General features: G+C 60.1%; 11 protein-coding genes and 1 pseudogene. 7 read left to right on the top strand and 5 right to left on the bottom strand.

What is annotated here, in order from left to right:
- Positions 1-64: 64 nt before the first annotated feature.
- The 3 genes and pseudogenes from D906_RS17235 to D906_RS26835 form a co-directional block, all read left to right on the top strand.
- Positions 65-8,698 (top strand): GH36-type glycosyl hydrolase domain-containing protein, encoded by an 8,634-nt coding sequence (locus D906_RS17235; protein ID WP_027615535.1) that lies wholly within the window; start codon positions 65-67, stop codon positions 8,696-8,698.
- Positions 8,699-8,789: 91 nt separating this feature from the next.
- Positions 8,790-9,521, top strand: coding sequence for a Crp/Fnr family transcriptional regulator (locus tag D906_RS17240; RefSeq protein WP_025754158.1), 732 nt, complete (start codon positions 8,790-8,792; stop codon positions 9,519-9,521).
- A 177-nt stretch (positions 9,522-9,698) separates the two neighbouring features.
- Positions 9,699-9,791: pseudogene (locus D906_RS26835) on the top strand (twin-arginine translocation pathway signal protein); the annotation flags it as partial.
- A 126-nt stretch (positions 9,792-9,917) separates the two neighbouring features.
- On the opposite strand, the gene D906_RS26840 reads toward D906_RS26835, so the two are convergent.
- The gene (locus tag D906_RS26840; protein WP_019099085.1) at positions 9,918-10,202 is read right to left on the bottom strand and encodes a hypothetical protein; all 285 of its coding nucleotides are present in this window, start codon (positions 10,200-10,202) and stop codon (positions 9,918-9,920) included.
- A 163-nt stretch (positions 10,203-10,365) separates the two neighbouring features.
- Positions 10,366-10,863, bottom strand: coding sequence for a CsbD family protein (locus D906_RS26845; protein WP_232104647.1), 498 nt, complete (start codon positions 10,861-10,863; stop codon positions 10,366-10,368).
- Here D906_RS26845 and D906_RS17260 point away from each other — a divergent pair.
- Both D906_RS17260 and D906_RS17265 read left to right on the top strand, forming a co-directional pair.
- On the top strand, positions 10,850-11,611 hold the full coding sequence (locus tag D906_RS17260) for an SDR family NAD(P)-dependent oxidoreductase (RefSeq protein ID WP_027609281.1): 762 nt from the start codon (positions 10,850-10,852) through the stop codon (positions 11,609-11,611). The two genes, D906_RS26845 and D906_RS17260, sit on opposite strands and share 14 nt — an antisense overlap.
- A 79-nt stretch (positions 11,612-11,690) precedes the next feature.
- Positions 11,691-12,248 (top strand): flavin reductase family protein, encoded by a 558-nt coding sequence (locus tag D906_RS17265; RefSeq protein ID WP_019099088.1) that lies wholly within the window; start codon positions 11,691-11,693, stop codon positions 12,246-12,248.
- A gap of 17 nt (positions 12,249-12,265) precedes the next feature.
- Here D906_RS17265 and D906_RS17270 read toward each other — a convergent pair whose 3' ends face one another.
- The 3 genes from D906_RS17270 to D906_RS17280 form a co-directional block, all read right to left on the bottom strand.
- A complete protein-coding gene (locus D906_RS17270; RefSeq protein ID WP_027615534.1) occupies positions 12,266-13,165 on the bottom strand; it encodes an AraC family transcriptional regulator in 900 nt (299 codons plus the stop codon).
- Between the two features lie 206 nt (positions 13,166-13,371).
- Positions 13,372-13,626 (bottom strand): Atu4866 domain-containing protein, encoded by a 255-nt coding sequence (locus D906_RS17275; RefSeq protein ID WP_019099090.1) that lies wholly within the window; start codon positions 13,624-13,626, stop codon positions 13,372-13,374.
- A 27-nt stretch (positions 13,627-13,653) separates the two neighbouring features.
- A complete protein-coding gene (locus D906_RS17280) occupies positions 13,654-14,391 on the bottom strand; it encodes an SDR family oxidoreductase (protein ID WP_019099091.1) in 738 nt (245 codons plus the stop codon).
- A gap of 318 nt (positions 14,392-14,709) precedes the next feature.
- Between D906_RS17280 and D906_RS17285 the strand changes: the two genes are divergently transcribed.
- Both D906_RS17285 and D906_RS17290 read left to right on the top strand, forming a co-directional pair.
- Positions 14,710-15,624 carry an AraC family transcriptional regulator gene (locus D906_RS17285; protein ID WP_019099092.1) on the top strand — a complete coding sequence of 305 codons (915 nt, stop codon included), beginning with the start codon at positions 14,710-14,712 and terminating at the stop codon, positions 15,622-15,624.
- A 120-nt stretch (positions 15,625-15,744) separates the two neighbouring features.
- Positions 15,745-16,401 (top strand): HAD family phosphatase, encoded by a 657-nt coding sequence (locus D906_RS17290; protein WP_019099093.1) that lies wholly within the window; start codon positions 15,745-15,747, stop codon positions 16,399-16,401.
- The last annotated feature ends 8 nt before the right edge of the window (positions 16,402-16,409 follow it).

The following is a 16,409-nucleotide window of genomic DNA, read 5'->3' on the forward strand; positions in this document are numbered from 1 at the left end:
ACCTCCTTTGCGCCTCCCCTCAAACTGAGTGCTGACCGGCCAGATCTCGGTACTCCAGGACACCATGGACAATCCTTGGCTTCGCGCGCTCGCCTTCGTTAAACGCCTGCCTGGCCATGCGCGACCCTGGCGATCGCCCCGCCATTCGTTCACCTACGAGAGCCTGCTCCGGTCTGAGCTGTATAGCGCCAAGCAAATGGCGGAACACGGCACCTGGCTTGCTAGCCAGCATCGTTTGAGCCAACTGCCCGCAGATGATTCGCTGCTCGACCGTCTGGCTGACAACGAGCGGATGCTCTCCACCTGTTGTACCTCCCTTGCTGGCGCTCTGCCCAGCTCGCGCCCAGCGCTGCCAGCGGCGCAATGGTTGCTCGACAACTTCTACCTGGTCGAGACCCATATCCGCATCGCCAAACGTCATCTGCCGACAGACTACAGCCTGCAACTGCCGCGGCTGGACAACGGCCCCTCGGCCGGCCTGCCACGGGTCTACGACATCGCGCTGGAAACCATCTCCCACGGCGATGGCCGGGTCGACGCCGAGAGTCTCAGCCTTTTTGTCGAGGCCTATCAGCAGGTCGGGACACTGACCCTTGGAGAACTCTGGGCAATCCCGATTATGTTACGGCTGGCGCTGATCGAAAATCTGCGCCGGGTGGCAGCACGGGTCATGGCCAACTGGGCTGACCGCGATCTGGCCAATGCCTGGGCCGACCAGCTCGGGGAAACCGCCGAGCGCGACGCCAAGAGCGTAGTGCTGGTGGTGGCGGACATGGCCCGCTCGGAACCACCGATGACCCCCGCCTTTGTTGCCGAACTGGCAAGGCGTCTTCAAGGCCACAGCACTCTACTGACGCAACCGCTTGCCTGGGTCGAACAGATGCTCAGCGAGTCAGCACTCAGCATCGAACGCAATGTGCAACTCGATGCCCAGCAGCAGGCCATCGACCAAGTGTCCATCAGCAACAGCATTGGAAGCTTGCGGCTGTTGTCGACCATCGATTGGAAGCTGTTCGTCGAAAACCTGAGTCATGTCGAACAGATCCTGCGTCAGGACCCGGCCTCGGTATACCCAGCGATGGACTTTGCCAGCCGTGATCACTATCGGCATGTGGTCGAACAGGTGGCACGCCATAGCGCATTCAATGAGAAAGAAGTGGCGCAGGCGGCTATCGAGCTCGCTCAGGCCGCAGCCCCCCGGCCTGGAGACCAGGCCGAGCATGTTGGTTTCTACCTGGCAGGGGGCGGCCTGCCATCGCTGGAGCGACGGCTCGCGGCCCGTATTCCACTTGCCGAGCGGTGGCAACGCCTGTTGCACCGAGCGCCGCTGGTATTCTACCTGGTGCCTGTGATTCTGCTGTCGTGCCTGTTGGCCTGGGGCTTCATACGGTCCATTGACGTTGAGGGCTGGCCCACATGGGTACTCACGGTCATGGCCCTACCGATAGTGCTGACGACCAGCCGCCTGGCCATTGGCCTTGTTAACTGGCTGGTGACCCTGACCGTGAAACCTTCCTTCCTGCCACGGCTGGACTACTCGTCCGGGATTCCTGCTGACGCCAGGACATTGGTCGTGGTGCCCACCATGCTAGCCACTGCCAGCGATGCAGAAGAACTGGTCGAGGGGCTGGAAGTGCGCTTTCTGGCAAACCGTGATGAGCACCTGCATTTCGCGCTGTTGAGCGATTTCATGGATGCCCCTGAACAGACATGCCCTGAAGACATGGCCCTCCTCGACCTGGCCAGCGAAGGTATCCGGGCGCTGAACCACAAATACCCAAGCCCAGGCTGCGAACGCTTCTTTCTGTTGCATCGGCCACGCGCGTGGAACGGAACCGAACAGTGCTGGATGGGGCGTGAGCGCAAGCGCGGCAAACTTGCCGAACTCAATGCCCTCCTGCGTGGCCACGGGGACGGGTGCTTCATGCGCATCGTCGGCGATCTGCAAAAGCTCGAGCGCGTGCGCTATGTCATCACCTTGGACACTGACACCCAGTTGCCGCGCGGTGTAGCCCAGAAGCTCGTCGGGGCCATGCAGCATCCATTGAACCGCGCACGCTTCGACGCACAGACCGGTCGCGTGCGCTCTGGGTACGCGATCCTGCAACCGCGGGTAGGTATCAGCCTACCCAGTGTGTCGCGCTCGACCTACGCTCGGCTGTTCGGCAGCGAGGCCGGTGTCGATCCCTATACCCAGGCCGTTTCTGACGTCTACCAAGACCTGTTCTTGAGCGGTTCCTTCATCGGCAAAGGCATCTACGCGGTGGATGCCTTCGAACAGGCACTGGATGGCCGCTTTGCCGACAATCGCGTGCTCAGCCATGACCTGATCGAAGGCTGCTATGCCCACTCCGGCCTGCTCAGCGACGTGCAGTTATTCGAAGCATATCCGGCGCGCTACAGCGTCGATATCAAGCGCCGCCACCGCTGGATACGGGGGGACTGGCAACTGCTGCCGTGGCTTGTACCGTGGCTGCGCACAGGCACCCACGGTCTCGCGCAAAGTCCGCTAAGCGCACTGTCGCGCTGGAAAATCCTCGACAATCTGCGCCGCAGCCTGGAGCCGGCAGCCCTGTTAACGATGCTGCTGTGGGGCTGGCTGGCCAGCGCCTCGGCATTGCCCTGGACGCTTGCACTGCTGGGGTTGCTGCTGACTCGCCCACTGTTGGATTCATTGCTCGAGGTGTTGCGCAAAACTACCGATGTACCATTTTCCGAACACTTGCTTGCGGCCCTGCGCACCTCGGGCACCTTCTTCGTTCGTGCCGGTCTGTCACTGGCCTGGTTACCGTTCGAGACCAACTACAGCCTGGATGCCATCCTGCGCACCCTTTGGCGGTTGGTCGTCAGCAAACATCGACTGCTTCAATGGAACCCCTCGCGGGAGGAGGAGCGCACAAGCGCCGATACGCTCCAGGCGGTTTATCGCGAGCAATGGATGCAACCAGCCCTGGTACTGGTGCTGGCCAGCGTGTTGTCGATGCAGCCTAGGGTGTTGCTGCTTGCATCACCCATCCTCGCCCTCTGGCTGCTCGGGCCGGCACTGGCCTGGTGGCTCAGCCGTCCGCGTGGTCAGGTCACGTTCACACCGTTGGCTGAGGATCTGCGCTTTCTGCATCGGCTGGCCCGCAGCAACTGGGCGTTCTTCGACCGTCATGTCGGCCCTGAGGATAACTGGTTGCCGCCCGATAACCTCCAGGAGCCGCCCTTCGCCAGCATCGCTCACCGCACGTCGCCGACCAACATGGGCATGGCCCTGCTCTCACACCTGGCGGCCCATGACTTCGGTTATCTGAGTGCCGGCCGCCTGTTCGAACGCCTGGCGCATATACTCGACAGCATGAGCCGCCTGGAGCGCTACAGGGGGCATTTCTACAACTGGTACGACACCCAGACCCTCAAACCACTGTCACCACAGTATGTTTCGGCGGTGGACAGCGGCAACCTGGCCGCTCTGCTCCTGACGCTGAGACCCGGGCTTCTGGAAATGGCAGATACCCCCATGCTGGACCAGCGCCTGACCCTGGGGCTGCTCGACACCTTCGACACCCTGCTCGACGCCTTCAGCCGCTCAGGCCGTGACGCAAGGGAGATAGAAGCTTTGCGTGAACAGGTGCAGCAAGCCCATGAGCGATCAGGCAACCTGCCAGTCACCCAGATGTCGCTGCTGGCCGAGCAACTGCCAGGTTTGATTCCCCCATCACCTGGGGCCGAGGAAACCGATGACTGTGTGTTCTGGTTGCAGGCCCTGCATACGCAGTGCCTCGACCTGTGCACGGAGTTGCAGGGTTTCCAATTACCCCCTGGCAACAACCTAGCGCCCCAGACACCGTTGAGTTGGCGACAATTGGCAGAGCTCGATCCGGGCCAATGGCCGCTCTCCGAACAGCTGGCAGTGACCAACGTTCGAGCGCTGGCCCGCCAGCGCATCGCTCAAGCGCAAGCCTTGGCAAGGCGCATTACAACCTTGGCCACCATGGACTTCACCTTTCTCTACGACACCCACCGGGATCTTTTCGCCATCGGCTACAACGCCGATGAGCATCGACTGGATTCAGCATTCTACGACCTGCTGGCGTCGGAGATGCGCCTGACCAATTTCGTGATCATCGCCCAGGGACAGGTACCCCAGGACAGTTGGTTCGCCCTTGGCCGACTACTCACCAGCAATGCTGGCGTACCGGTTCTGCTGTCCTGGTCCGGTTCGATGTTCGAGTATCTGATGCCTCTGCTGGTGATGCCCAGCTATGAGGGGACCTTGCTCGACCAAACCTGCCAGGCCGCCGTCGACCGGCAAATCAAACATGGCAACCTGTTGGGCATTCCTTGGGGGGTTTCAGAGTCGGCCTACAATGCGCTGGATGCTCACTTCAACTACCAATACCGTGCATTCGGTGTTCCCGGCCTTGGCCTGAAGCGCGGTCTGGGCGAAGAGCACGTGGTTGCCCCTTACGCCAGCGCGCTCGCCTTGATGGTGGCGCCCACTGCCGCCTGCCATAACCTGCAGCGCCTTGGCAGGCTCGGACTTGCCGGACGTTTCGGGCTGTACGAGGCGGTGGACTACAGCGAGACACGGCTACCCCCCGGGCAGGACTCTGTGGTGATCCGCTCGTTCATGGCCCATCACCAAGGCATGAGCTTTCTCGCCCTGACCTCCCTACTACTTGGCAAGCCCATGCAACGGCGCTTCGCCTCGGACCCACAGTTCCAGGCCAGCATGCTGCTGTTGCAAGAGCGAGTCCCGAAAACGGCAGCCCCGTACCTTCATTCACTTCAGGCATCGGCCGTGGTGGCCGCAGACTGCACCGCCGAAACACGACTGCGCCTATTCAGCGAACCGAACCGGCAACACCCCGCCGTCCAACTGCTCTCCAATGGCCACTACCACGTAATGGTCAATCACGTGGGTAGTGGCTACAGTCGGCGTAACGACCTGGCGGTCACCCGTTGGCGCGAGGACGCCAGCCACGACGACTTAGGAAACTTCTGCTATCTGCGCGACGTCGCCAGCGGCGCGTACTGGTCCAACACCTACCAGCCGACCCACCACCGAACCAGAAACCAGGAGGCAATTTTCAGCGACGGCCGGGCGGAATTCCGCATTCGCGAACGAAACTTCGACTGCCATACTGAAATTGCCGTCTCCCCCGAAGACGACATCGAATTACGTCGCCTGCACCTGACCAACCATGGCGACGAGCGCCGCATCCTGGAACTGACCAGTTATGCCGAAGTGGTGCTGGCGCCGGCACTGAGCGATGCGTTGCACCCGGCCTTCAGCAAGTTGTTCATCCAGACCGAACTGATTCAGCCGTTGCAGGCCATCCTCTGCACCCGGCGGCCCCGCTCGCTGCAGGACGCCGTGCCGTGGATGTGTCATGTTCTGGCCGTGCATGGCGCCGATATCGATGCCGTGTCCTATGAGACAGATCGGGCCCGCTTCATAGGCCGCGGCCGTACCCTCGTGGCACCGGCAGCACTGGACTATGACACTGAGACGTTATCCGGCAGTGCGGGGGCGGTGCTCGATCCGATCGTGGCGATCCGCTGCCGCATAACCCTGACGCCAGGCCAGACAGTAACAGTCGACCTGGTCACTGGCGTCGCCGACAGCCGCGACGCCTGCCTTCAGCAAGTCGCCAAGTACCGCGACCGCCACCTGGCCGACCGGGCCTTCGACCTCGCCTGGCCGCATAGCCAGGTCCTGTTGCGCCAACTCAATGGTTCGGTGGCCGATGCGCGACTGTTCGAGCAAATGGCCGCATCGGTGATCTACCCCAATGCCGGCCTACGCGCTAGCGGGGCCCTGCTGGCCAGCAACGGGCGCAACCAGTCCGGCCTGTGGAGCCAGGGACTGTCGGGGGATCTACCAATCGTGCTGGTACAGATTGGCGACCTCGCCAACCTTCAATTGGTCAAGCAGATGGTGCTTGCCCATGCCTACTGGCGTCAGAAGGGCCTGACACTCGACCTGGTGATCTGGAACGAAGACCAGGCCGGCTACCGTCAGCAGTTGCAGGAGCTGATCATGGGTATTGTCGCCTCCGGCAGCGAGGCAGCCCTGCTCGATCGCCCCGGTGGGATATTCGTACGCCCTGCACAACAGTTGTCCGAAGAGGACAGGATCCTGACGCTTTCGGTAGCGCGGCTGGTGCTCAACGACAGCCATGGCACGCTGGCCGAGCAACTGCATCGGCGCCGTCAGCCTCCTGTACCACCCGCCTTCCAGCCGAACCCGGCCTACACCCGACCCGAGCCCGCCAACCACCTGCCAACGGGCCAGCTCGCGCTGATGCTTGCCAACTCCTACGGGGGGTTCAGTGCCGATGGTCGCGAGTACGTCATCCCTCTGATCCCCGACAAGCCGCCACCGGCACCGTGGGTCAATATCCTGGCCAACCCACGGTTCGGCAGCGTGGTCTCGGAGGCTGGCAGCGCCTACACCTGGTACGAGAACGCACACGAGTATCGGTTGACGCCCTGGCACAATGACCCCGTCACCGACCCCAGCGGCGAAACCTTGTACCTGCGTGACGAGGACAGCGGGCACTACTGGTCGCCGACTCCGCAGCCCTGTCCTGGCCCTGGCCGTTATTGCACCCGGCATGGCTTTGGCTACAGCGTGTTCGAGTATACCGAGGATGACCTGCGCAGTGAGCTTTGGGTGCATGTAGCGCTGGATGCCCCGGTCAAGTTCAGCCGACTCAAATTGCACAACCACTCTAGGCGAGTACGACGGTTATCTGTGACCTGCTTCGCCGAGTGGGTTCTTGGCGACCTGCGCAGCAAGTCTGCTATGCATGTGGTCAGCGAGACCGACCCGGTCAGCGGTGCCTTGTTCGCCCGTAATACCTATGCCGTAGAGTTTTGCGGACATGTGGCGTTTCTCGACTGCGACCTGCCTTTTGATAGCATCACCTGCGATCGCAGCGAGTTCCTCGGCCGCAACGGCGATTCTCAAGCGCCGGCCGGCATGCGCCAGGCGCGGTTGTCGGGGCGCACGGGCGGAGGGTTGGATCCCTGCGCGGCGCTGCGGGTCAGCGTGCTGCTGGAGGCCGGCGAAAGCCGTGAGGTGGTGTTCCGCCTGGGGGCCGAGCAGGATGCCAAGACCGCTACCCGGTGTGTGCAGCAATACCGCGGCCTACGGGCAGCCATGGAAGCGTTCGAAAAGGTTCAGATCTACTGGCGCCAGACCCTGGGCGCCCTGCGGATCGAAACCCCCGAACCCTCGTTGGATGTCTTGGCCAACGGCTGGTTGATGTACCAGGTAATTGCCTGCCGTTTCTGGGCGCGCAGCGGCTTCTACCAGTCCGGTGGTGCCATCGGTTTTCGCGACCAGTTACAGGACAGTATGGCAATGCTGCACGCTGCCCCGGCGGCGGCGCGCGAGCACCTCCTTGCGTGTGCCGCGCATCAGTATGTCGAAGGCGATGTCCAGCACTGGTGGCACCCACCCATGCAGCGCGGTGTCCGTACCCGCTGCTCGGACGACCTGCTCTGGCTGCCGCTGGCGACCAGCCGCTACGTGGAGATCACGGGAGACAAAGCGGTACTGGACGAGCCGGTCGGCTACCTGGAAGGGCGTGAACTCAATGTCGGCGAAGAATCCTATTACGACCTGCCAGCCCACTCGCACCTGGTCGAGAGCCTGTACCAGCATTGCCAGCGTGCACTCGGGCACGCCCTACAGTGTGGAGTCCATGGCCTGCCGTTGATAGGCAGCGGCGACTGGAATGACGGTATGAACCGCATCGGCGAACAAGGTCGGGGCGAAAGTGTATGGTTGGGCTTCTTCGGTCATGAGGTGTTGCGGGCGTTCGGCGACCTCGCTCTACGCCATGGTGACACTGGCTTCGCAGTGCACTGCACCAGGCAAGCCGCCGTCCTTGCCGAAAACCTTGAGCAGCACGCTTGGGATGGCGGTTGGTACCGCCGCGCATGGTTCGACGATGGCCAGGCACTGGGATCGGCAAGCAATCAGGAGTGCCGCATAGACTCGCTCGCACAAAGTTGGGCGGTGCTGTCCGGGGTCGCGTCGGCCGAGCGCGCACGCGCCGCCATGGGGGCGCTGGATCACCACCTGGTAAGACGCGATATCGGTATCGTGAAACTGCTCGATCCTCCCTTCGACCAGGGCGATCTGGACCCTGGCTACATCAAGGGCTACCTGCCTGGCGTGCGTGAGAATGGCGGACAATACACCCATGCGGCGATCTGGGCGAGCATGGCATATGCCCACCTAGGAGACGCAGACAGGGCCTGGGAGCTATTGCGCTTGATTAACCCAATACGCCAGGGTTGTAGCGCACTGATCGATACCTACAAAGTAGAACCCTATGTCATGGCCGCCGACGTCTACGCCATAACCCCCCACGCAGGGCGGGGAGGCTGGAGCTGGTACACGGGCTCCGCGGGCTGGATGTATCGCCTAATAACCGAAAGCCTGCTGGGCCTGCAACGTAGCGGTGACACCCTGCGGCTACGCCCGCTGTTACCGGCAGGCTGGCCAGGTTGTGTACTGCACTACCGTTATGGAAATACCTACTACCGCATTGAAGTGCGCAACAGCGCCAGCGCCGAACGGACCCTCCGCCTGGATGGCCAGTTGCTTGCCCATGCCACACTGCAACTGAAGGATGATGGAAAGCTGCATCAGGTAATCGCCCAGTGCCAAAGCTGCCTCTTGCCTACGAACTGAACCGTTCGACAGCGCGCGGACCTGGGTGAGAAACTGCAGTCCTGCTGGGCTAATCTTGTTTTGACAAAACCTGCCCTCGACGGTCCCGAACATGCAACCCTCGCCCCCCCCACAACAGAATCATCTGCTGGCTGCATTATCAGTGCAGACGTTCAGCCGGCTGGAGCCTCACTTGGAACGGGTGAGCCTGCCACTGGGCAAGGCACTCTACGAGTCTGGCGACGCAATGCGCCATGTCTACTTTCCTACCGACTCAATTGTCTCTTTACTTTATGTCATGGAGAACGGCGCCTCGGCCGAAATCTCGGTAGTGGGCAATGAAGGACTGGTCGGGATTGCGGTGTTCATGGGCGGTGAAAGCACGCCCAGCCGAGCGATCGTGCAAAGCGCAGGGCATGCCTATCGCCTGCCGGGGCAGCGACTCAAGGACGAGTTCAATCGCCATGGCGAACTTATGATGCTTATGCTGCGCTACACCCAGGCACTGATTACCCAGATGGCTCAAACAGCGGTGTGCAACCGCCATCATTCCATCGACCAGCAACTGTGCCGCTGGCTGCTGCTGTCGCTAGATCGCCTGCCGGGAGATCGCCTGTGCATGACCCAGGAACTCATCGCCAACATGCTAGGCGTACGCCGTGAAGGGGTGACCGATGCTGCGGGCAAATTGCAGCGTCTAGGTGTGATCGAGTACAGCCGGGGAAACATCAGGGTGCTGGACAGAGCACACCTGGAGCGGCTCAGTTGCGAATGCTATGCCGTGGTGAAGAAAGAAACTGAACGGCTGCTGCCCTACCTGTCGCCCGAGCCCCCTGCCATTTGACAGCCGGCGGTGGGCCTGCGTCTGTGCGCCCGGGCACCGACGCGGCGGCGCGTATTCCTCTGGCACAGCGACGTGAATCGGCTGCTGAACGTTATTCCTTCCGTGACAATAGCGAGGCCGCCGTCGGCAAACCCTGTCCGCGGGAAATCATGCTTGCCTTCTTCTCGCTCGTCTCGGCGGGGTGACGCCTATGCCTTCATCTTCGACCAGCAGGGGCTTATGGCCGGAGTCAGCATCGAGGGAACCAAGATATCCAGAATCAAGCGCTGAGCAGTGTGACGCTTCGTCATGGCTTGCGAGCAAGATCATGGATCCGGGGATTTCGAACTGAGCCGACGTGAAAAGCAAGGTAAGCCAGTACAGCGTAGCCAGGCCTGGCTGCGCTGTACTCATGGACTAGATGTACGGCTGGCCACTGAAGCCTCTTGGGAGACGCTGCAGGCCGGGCATTTTAGCAAGTCTTTCCAACCAAAAAGCACGCCAGCCAAGCTTCTCATGGGGTTTCAGCAACTTCCGGGCGGCTCTGCGCGCAGCGTTTCGCATGTCCTTACGGGCACTCTGGAATACCTCGGTGACTCTGCAGTTGCGGCACTTCACGCGGCCGGGCTGGTCAGTGCAAAGGAGGTTGGTGCCATGGCGGCCGCAGGCCAAGTGGCCGTCGACTTTGAAGTGAGTGATCATGGGCTGATTTCCTGGTCGCTCGGATGTGGCACTGTTGTGCCTCACCAAGCGCGCTATAGGGTGTTTGACGACCTCCGCCCCACAGGGATCATGGGGCGCGGGTCGGAACCTGCTCGTTACCTCATCGCATACCTGCTGGCCTGCTCCTGCCATAAAGTCATGGCTAGCCTCCCTTCTTGATTTCCTCCTTGATGTCACCAGTACATTCCTGGAACTCTCCGATCACCTTTTGCATCTTGCCCTTGTTCTCCAGCGATCTGTTTCCGAGCAGCTTCCCAGTGCTTTCCTTGATTTGGCCGGAAACCTGTTTGACTTTGCCTTTCACTTGATCTTCGTTCATGGGGCACGCGCCAACGGTAACGAGAATGAACGGCCGCTGGATGGTGGAACCGGTACACACCGTACTCGTAGCGGTCGGAGTAGGTACTTTGTCAGCAATTGGGGCAGCCGTCAGTGCGTTAGCGCACCCTTCTTTAGCAATAGCGAAATGGCATTTCGGGTGTTGCGACAGGCTACCGCGCTGCCGATTGCACGAAAGAAGCAAAACTCCGACAGGCAAAGCAAGGTCACCAAAGAGTCGCATGTCAAAAAGAGAGAAATTGGCACCGTCGAAAGCGACAACCAATTCCTGACTTGGAGACATCAAAATGACTGACTTCATCCCAACCCCAAACGAAGTGGCAGGCAAAGTGGTGCTGGTAACCGGCGCGGCTAGCGGCATCGGCAAGGCCATCGCCGAGCTCCTTCACAGCCGTGGAGCGAAAGTCATTGCCGAGGATATCGACCCGAAAGTCAACGCGCTTGAGCGTCCCGGCTTGGTTCCTTTCGTCGCCGATATCACCGTTGACGGTTCTGCCGAGCAAGCGGTGGCGTTGGCGGTAGAGAAGTTTGGCAAGCTGGACGTCCTGGTCAATAACGCCGGTCGCATCCTGTACAAGCCGCTCGTCGAAATGACCCGTGAAGATTGGGAATGGCAGATGCAAACCAACGTGACGGGGGCGTTTCTTCACTCCCGAGAGGCGATGAAGGAGATGATGAAGAACAAGAGCGGCGCGATCGTGAACATCGCCTCCTACGCGTCCTACTTCGCATTTCCCGGTATCGCGGCCTATACCGCGTCCAAAGGCGCCTTGGCACAGTTGACTCGTACCCAGGCGCTCGAAGCGATTGAGCACGGCATCCGGGTCAATGCCATTGGCGTGGGGGATGTGGTTACCAACCTGTTGAACCACTTCATGGAAGACGGTCGAGGGTTCCTGCAAGAGCATGGCAAGTCCGCGCCGATCGGTCGAGCTGCAGCACCGGAAGAGATCGCCGAGATAGTCTCTTTCCTGGCTTCCGAGCGCGCCAGCTTTATTGTCGGTTCGGTGGTCATGGCCGATGGCGGCATGAGCGTCCCGGTAGGTTAATCCTTCGCCTTGTCCGCGTTGTGCTGCATTGGCAGCACAACGCGTTTTCTTGCTACCAGACCTGTTCAACGGAGCCGTCATGACCGCACTTCGAAAATCCGACTTCCCTCTCATCGACGTTCGCCAGCATCTTGAAACCGGGCCCATAGTGCTCGTGACCTCAGCCTGGAACGGCGAAAGCAACATCATGACCATGGGCTGGCACATGATGATGCAATTCGATCCAGCCCTTTTTGGCTGCTACATCTGGTCGGGGAACCATAGCTATGAACTGATTCGCAACAGCCAGCAATGCGTGATCAACGTACCCACTCTGGAGCTGGTTGATCAGGTAGTCGCGGTGGGCAACAGTACGGGCGGTGACGTGGACAAGTTTGGTCAGTTCGGTCTTACCGCGACAGCAGCGACGCGGGTTGCAGCGCCGTTGATAGGCGAATGTTATGCCAGCTTCGAATGCCAGCTGTACGACTCGAAGCTGATTGGCGATTACGGCTTGTTCATCTGGGAAGTCGTCAAAGCGCATGTAGATCGCTCCGTGGAGCAGCCCAGAACGCTGCACTACAGGGGAGGCGGTCAATTCATGGTGGCTGGGGAAACCTTGGATTTTCGCCAGCAATTTCGTCCCCAGAACCTCTGACTGGCGTAGCCCACTCACTATTTACGGTATTGAGTGGGCGTGACGCCAACCTCACGTTTGAACACCTGTGAAAAATGGCTTGGGCTGCTGTATCCGATCTCCAAGCCTATATCGATCACGCTCCGATCCGTTTCGACCAGGAGCTGCCGGGCGCGTGCCATCCTCAGTCTGATAAAGAACTGCGACGGGGAATAACCAGCGGCTTTTTTGAACAGCCGGCTGAAGTGGTACTCGCTCATCCCAGCTATTTCGGCCAAGTGCCCGAGATTGAATTCCTCAGCCAGATTCGCCTCCATCGCCGACAGCACGCGGCGCAGCTTGTAAGCAGGCAATGCGTTGCGGCGCACGATATCGTCCGCTGAGCTGTCCAGGTAGCTGCGGGCAAGGTGAATGGCGATGCACTGGGCCAGACCTTGCAGATAAAGAGGACTAGCCCTGTGCCCCGTCAGCTCCAGGCGAACTTGCTCCAGTAGAACGGACAACCCATCGTCACGCCCGCCTGAGACCTCACGTAGTCGAACCGCTTCCACAGACCCGCCCAAGACCTCATGGATGGCTTTTTCCAAAAGCGGGATGCCGAGGTAGATATGCATGACTTCAAATGGTTCTGCACCGACTACGTTCCAGCGCATCTCGTAAGGCTGTGCCGAGGTAGTCAAGAAGAAATCACCTTTGGACACCTGGCTACATTGCCAGTCGCCGTCAAGCTCACGCTCCTGAACGGCAGCATTCCCGGAGATGATCCACACGAGCAAGGGCTCAGCTACGGCGGGCACGATAAAGCTCTCTTCCTTACGCTCCCGGTTAAAGATCTGCACCAACATATCCCTATCGGCCAGAACGTCCGAGGCGGCAAGCCGCTCACCCCGAATGTAAGCCTCCAAACCGTGGGCTGAAGTCCGCTCTATGACATCCATGGGAATCGTCACCTCAGTCAGTACGTCGGCACACACGAGCCATTCGGGCATTGGTCTCACAGGGTGGACTTGAAGTTCAAGCCTGGGCTTTCAACAGTGAAGGCCGTTCGCGGCCCCGTAGGGGATGTAAAAATCCGCTCTGGCTGCGTGCTCTGAAAGGTAAATGTCGAAAAAAAAGCCGGAATGTCTCCATTCCGGCCGGCCCCTCAACGCTCGGGATAGAGAATCATCCCTGCGTGATACAGCACGTTGCTTCTAAACTCCCCGTCGGCAGTAAATCCGGTGTCATCCACATACTCGATGTGATCACCCTCTAGCCAGTATCGACCTTGGTACGCGCTTTGTTGTGCTCCGCGGGCTTCGTCATAGCGGCCGCCAGGCAGGAGCTCATGGCGAATGCGTCCGTCAGCCGTCACCCACATGCCAACGTATTTGTCCTGATCTCCAAGTGGTTCACCCATGGCATTTCCTCGCTGTCGACCGGACATTCAGAATGGACTTGCGGTTGGACGCACGATCAGTTCGCTGACATCGACATCCGCAGGCTGTTCTACGGCGTAGGCGATCGCCCGGGCAATCGCCGAGGCTGGAATCGCGATCTTGCGGAACTCGCGCATCTCGGCACGCCCGCCCTCATCGGAAATGCTGTCGGCCAGTTCGGACTCGGTGACGCCTGGGGCAATGACGGTGACCCGGATGTCACCGCCCACCTCCTGACGCAAGCCCTCGGAAATGGCTCGTACGGCATATTTGGTGGCGCAGTACACCGCAGCGGTCGGGCTCACCGCGTAGGCTCCAATCGAGGCAATATTGATGATCTGACCGGCGCGCTGTTCTTGCATGAGCGGCAGCGTTGCGGCAATGCCGTGCAGGACGCCGCGAATGTTCACATCGATCATCCGATTCCACTCATCTACCTTGAGCGCTTCGAGTTTCGAAAGCGGCATGACGCCGGCATTGTTGATCAGCACGTCGACGCGTCCGTGCAGTTCGACAGCGAAGTCGATAAAGGACTGCATGTCATCCAGGTTGGTAACATCCAGCGCCAGGACATCAGCGACACCGCCTGCTGAACGAATCTCCCTGGCCAGCGTTTCCAGGCGATCGGTGCGGCGGGCGCCCAGGACCACGCGAGCGCCTTTGCTGGCAAGCAGGCGGGCTGTCGCTTCGCCGATACCACTGCTGGCGCCGGTGATCACGATGACTTTTTGTTCGATGCCGTGCATTTTCGTACTCCTGTTTCTGGCTTGAGGGGGCCACCGCCGACAGGCAGGTGGTGAAGCAAGAGTAAGAAGCCTTGGCTGGGCTGGGTTATCCGATTCCTGCGGTCAACATGCACGATCCTGCGTAAGCGGTCGGCGGTAGAGGTCATGCGATGTCAGCGGGCAAAAGGCAAACATGCTTATCTATCTCATCGAACGTAAACCACCCTACCGAGAGCCCGGCCCGGCGGGCTCTCGCATTTGAAGGGTGTCCATTAGCATCTACCCAAAAGGCTGCAGACCCATTTATTCTCTGCAATAGAACAAGCCTGACGGGAGGTAATGGCAGTGGATGATAGGGACGAAGAGCTGACGCGTCTGAGGGCCGAGCTAGCATCAACCATGCATCGTTATGCTCCCACCTACGGGGTGTTTCAGACGGGCATTGCTCCGCTGCATTTCATACGCAGTGATACACCCACCGATGTGATCCACACTGTACATAAGCCGGGGCTATGCATCGTTGTGCAGGGCCGTAAACAGGTGCAGTTGTGGGAAGAAAGCTATGTCTACGACCCTTTGAACTATCTGGTCGTCTCGGTAACCCTGCCTCTAGCGGGTCAAGTGACAGAGGCATCCTCAGAAACGCCCTATTTCTGCATCCGCCTGGATATCGATCCGGCAGAAATCGCTCAGCTCGTTGCAGACGTCAGTCCTATCGGCGTGCCGAGCCAACAGCCCCACCGAGGACTATATCTGGATAAGATCGACAGCTCGTTGCTTGATGCAGTGCTGCGATTGGTACGTCTGTTGGATGTGCCATCGGATATCCCAGCGTTGGCGCCGCTAGCACTAAGAGAAATTTTCTACCGACTGCTCAAAGGCCAGCAGGGTCAGCGTTTACATGAGATAGCCATTACCGATAGCCAGACCCATCGCGTTACTCGGGCCATTGAGTGGCTGAACAACAATTATGCACAGCCATTGCACATTGATGAGCTAGCGAGCTATGTCAATTTGAGTAATTCGACGCTTCACCACCGATTCAAGGCTGTCACCGCAATGAGTCCTTTGCAGTATCAAAAACAACTTCGCCTGCAGCATGCACGCAGGTTGATGATTTCAGAGGGTCTGGATGTTTCTACAGCCGGATTCAAGGTTGGCTATGAAAGTCCGTCACAATTCAGCCGTGAATACAGCCGGATGTTTGGGGCCCCACCGAGCCGAGATATCGCGAAGCTTCGGTCTCTCGGGTAAGGTGCTGTGAAGGCTTGGCTAAAACAACCCTGATGGCGGACGCCGAGCATCCCAGCCCAGACATTGCAAGATTTAGCTAAGATGACTGCCCTGGCTTGTGTTTTTTGATCTGGATATTTCATGCTGACCGCCCTGCTGTTCGACCTCGACGGAACCCTCACCGACACCGATACCCTGCACCTGCAGGCCTTCCGTCAGCTGCTGCGTGAGCAGGATGGCCGCGAGCTTAGCCAGGCGCAGTTCGATGCCCAGGTCAGCGGCCGCGCCAACGGCGAGCTGTTCGCCGAGCTGTTCAGCGACGCCAGCGCCGAACAGTGCAAGGCGCTGGCCGACCGCAAGGAAGCGCTGTTCCGCAACATGTCGCCTTCCCTTGAACCAATGCCGGGCCTGCTGCGCTTGCTGGCACATGCCCAGGCGCGCAGCATCGGCATGTGCGTGGTCACCAACGCACCACGGCTGAATGCCGAGCACATGTTGAATGCCATGGGCCTTGGCCAGCGCTTCGCGCATGTGCTGGTGGCCGAGGAACTGGCGCGGCCCAAGCCAGACCCGCTGCCCTACCTTACCGGGCTGCAGCGGCTGGGCGCCGAAGCCACGCAAGCACTGGCCTTCGAGGATTCATTACCAGGCGTGGCTGCGGCCAGTGGCGCAGGCATCTTCACCGTAGGCGTGGCCACGACGCAGACGCCGGAGCGCTTGTTCGCGGCGGGTGCCAGGCTGGTTGTGAATGACTTCGATGACCCGGCGTTGTGGGCATTGATCGAATCCATGCAGTGACCGCCCAA

This window comes from Pseudomonas sp. LAIL14HWK12:I1, assembly GCF_003202095.1.
GTDB classification, from domain to species: domain Bacteria; phylum Pseudomonadota; class Gammaproteobacteria; order Pseudomonadales; family Pseudomonadaceae; genus Aquipseudomonas; species Aquipseudomonas monteilii.

Coding starts and splice junctions, on each gene's coding strand:
- D906_RS17260 (WP_027609281.1), top strand. CDS start 10,850: ATGACTGACTTCATCCCAACCCCAAACGAAGTGGCAGGCAAAGTGGTG.
- D906_RS17265 (WP_019099088.1), top strand. CDS start 11,691: ATGACCGCACTTCGAAAATCCGACTTCCCTCTCATCGACGTTCGCCAG.
- D906_RS17240 (WP_025754158.1), top strand. CDS start 8,790: ATGCAACCCTCGCCCCCCCCACAACAGAATCATCTGCTGGCTGCATTA.
- D906_RS26845 (WP_232104647.1), bottom strand. CDS start 10,863: ATGAAGTCAGTCATTTTGATGTCTCCAAGTCAGGAATTGGTTGTCGCT.
- D906_RS17285 (WP_019099092.1), top strand. CDS start 14,710: ATGGCAGTGGATGATAGGGACGAAGAGCTGACGCGTCTGAGGGCCGAG.
- D906_RS17270 (WP_027615534.1), bottom strand. CDS start 13,165: ATGGATGTCATAGAGCGGACTTCAGCCCACGGTTTGGAGGCTTACATT.
- D906_RS26840 (WP_019099085.1), bottom strand. CDS start 10,202: ATGATCACTCACTTCAAAGTCGACGGCCACTTGGCCTGCGGCCGCCAT.
- D906_RS17290 (WP_019099093.1), top strand. CDS start 15,745: ATGCTGACCGCCCTGCTGTTCGACCTCGACGGAACCCTCACCGACACC.
- D906_RS17275 (WP_019099090.1), bottom strand. CDS start 13,626: ATGGGTGAACCACTTGGAGATCAGGACAAATACGTTGGCATGTGGGTG.
- D906_RS17280 (WP_019099091.1), bottom strand. CDS start 14,391: ATGCACGGCATCGAACAAAAAGTCATCGTGATCACCGGCGCCAGCAGT.
- D906_RS17235 (WP_027615535.1), top strand. CDS start 65: ATGGACAATCCTTGGCTTCGCGCGCTCGCCTTCGTTAAACGCCTGCCT.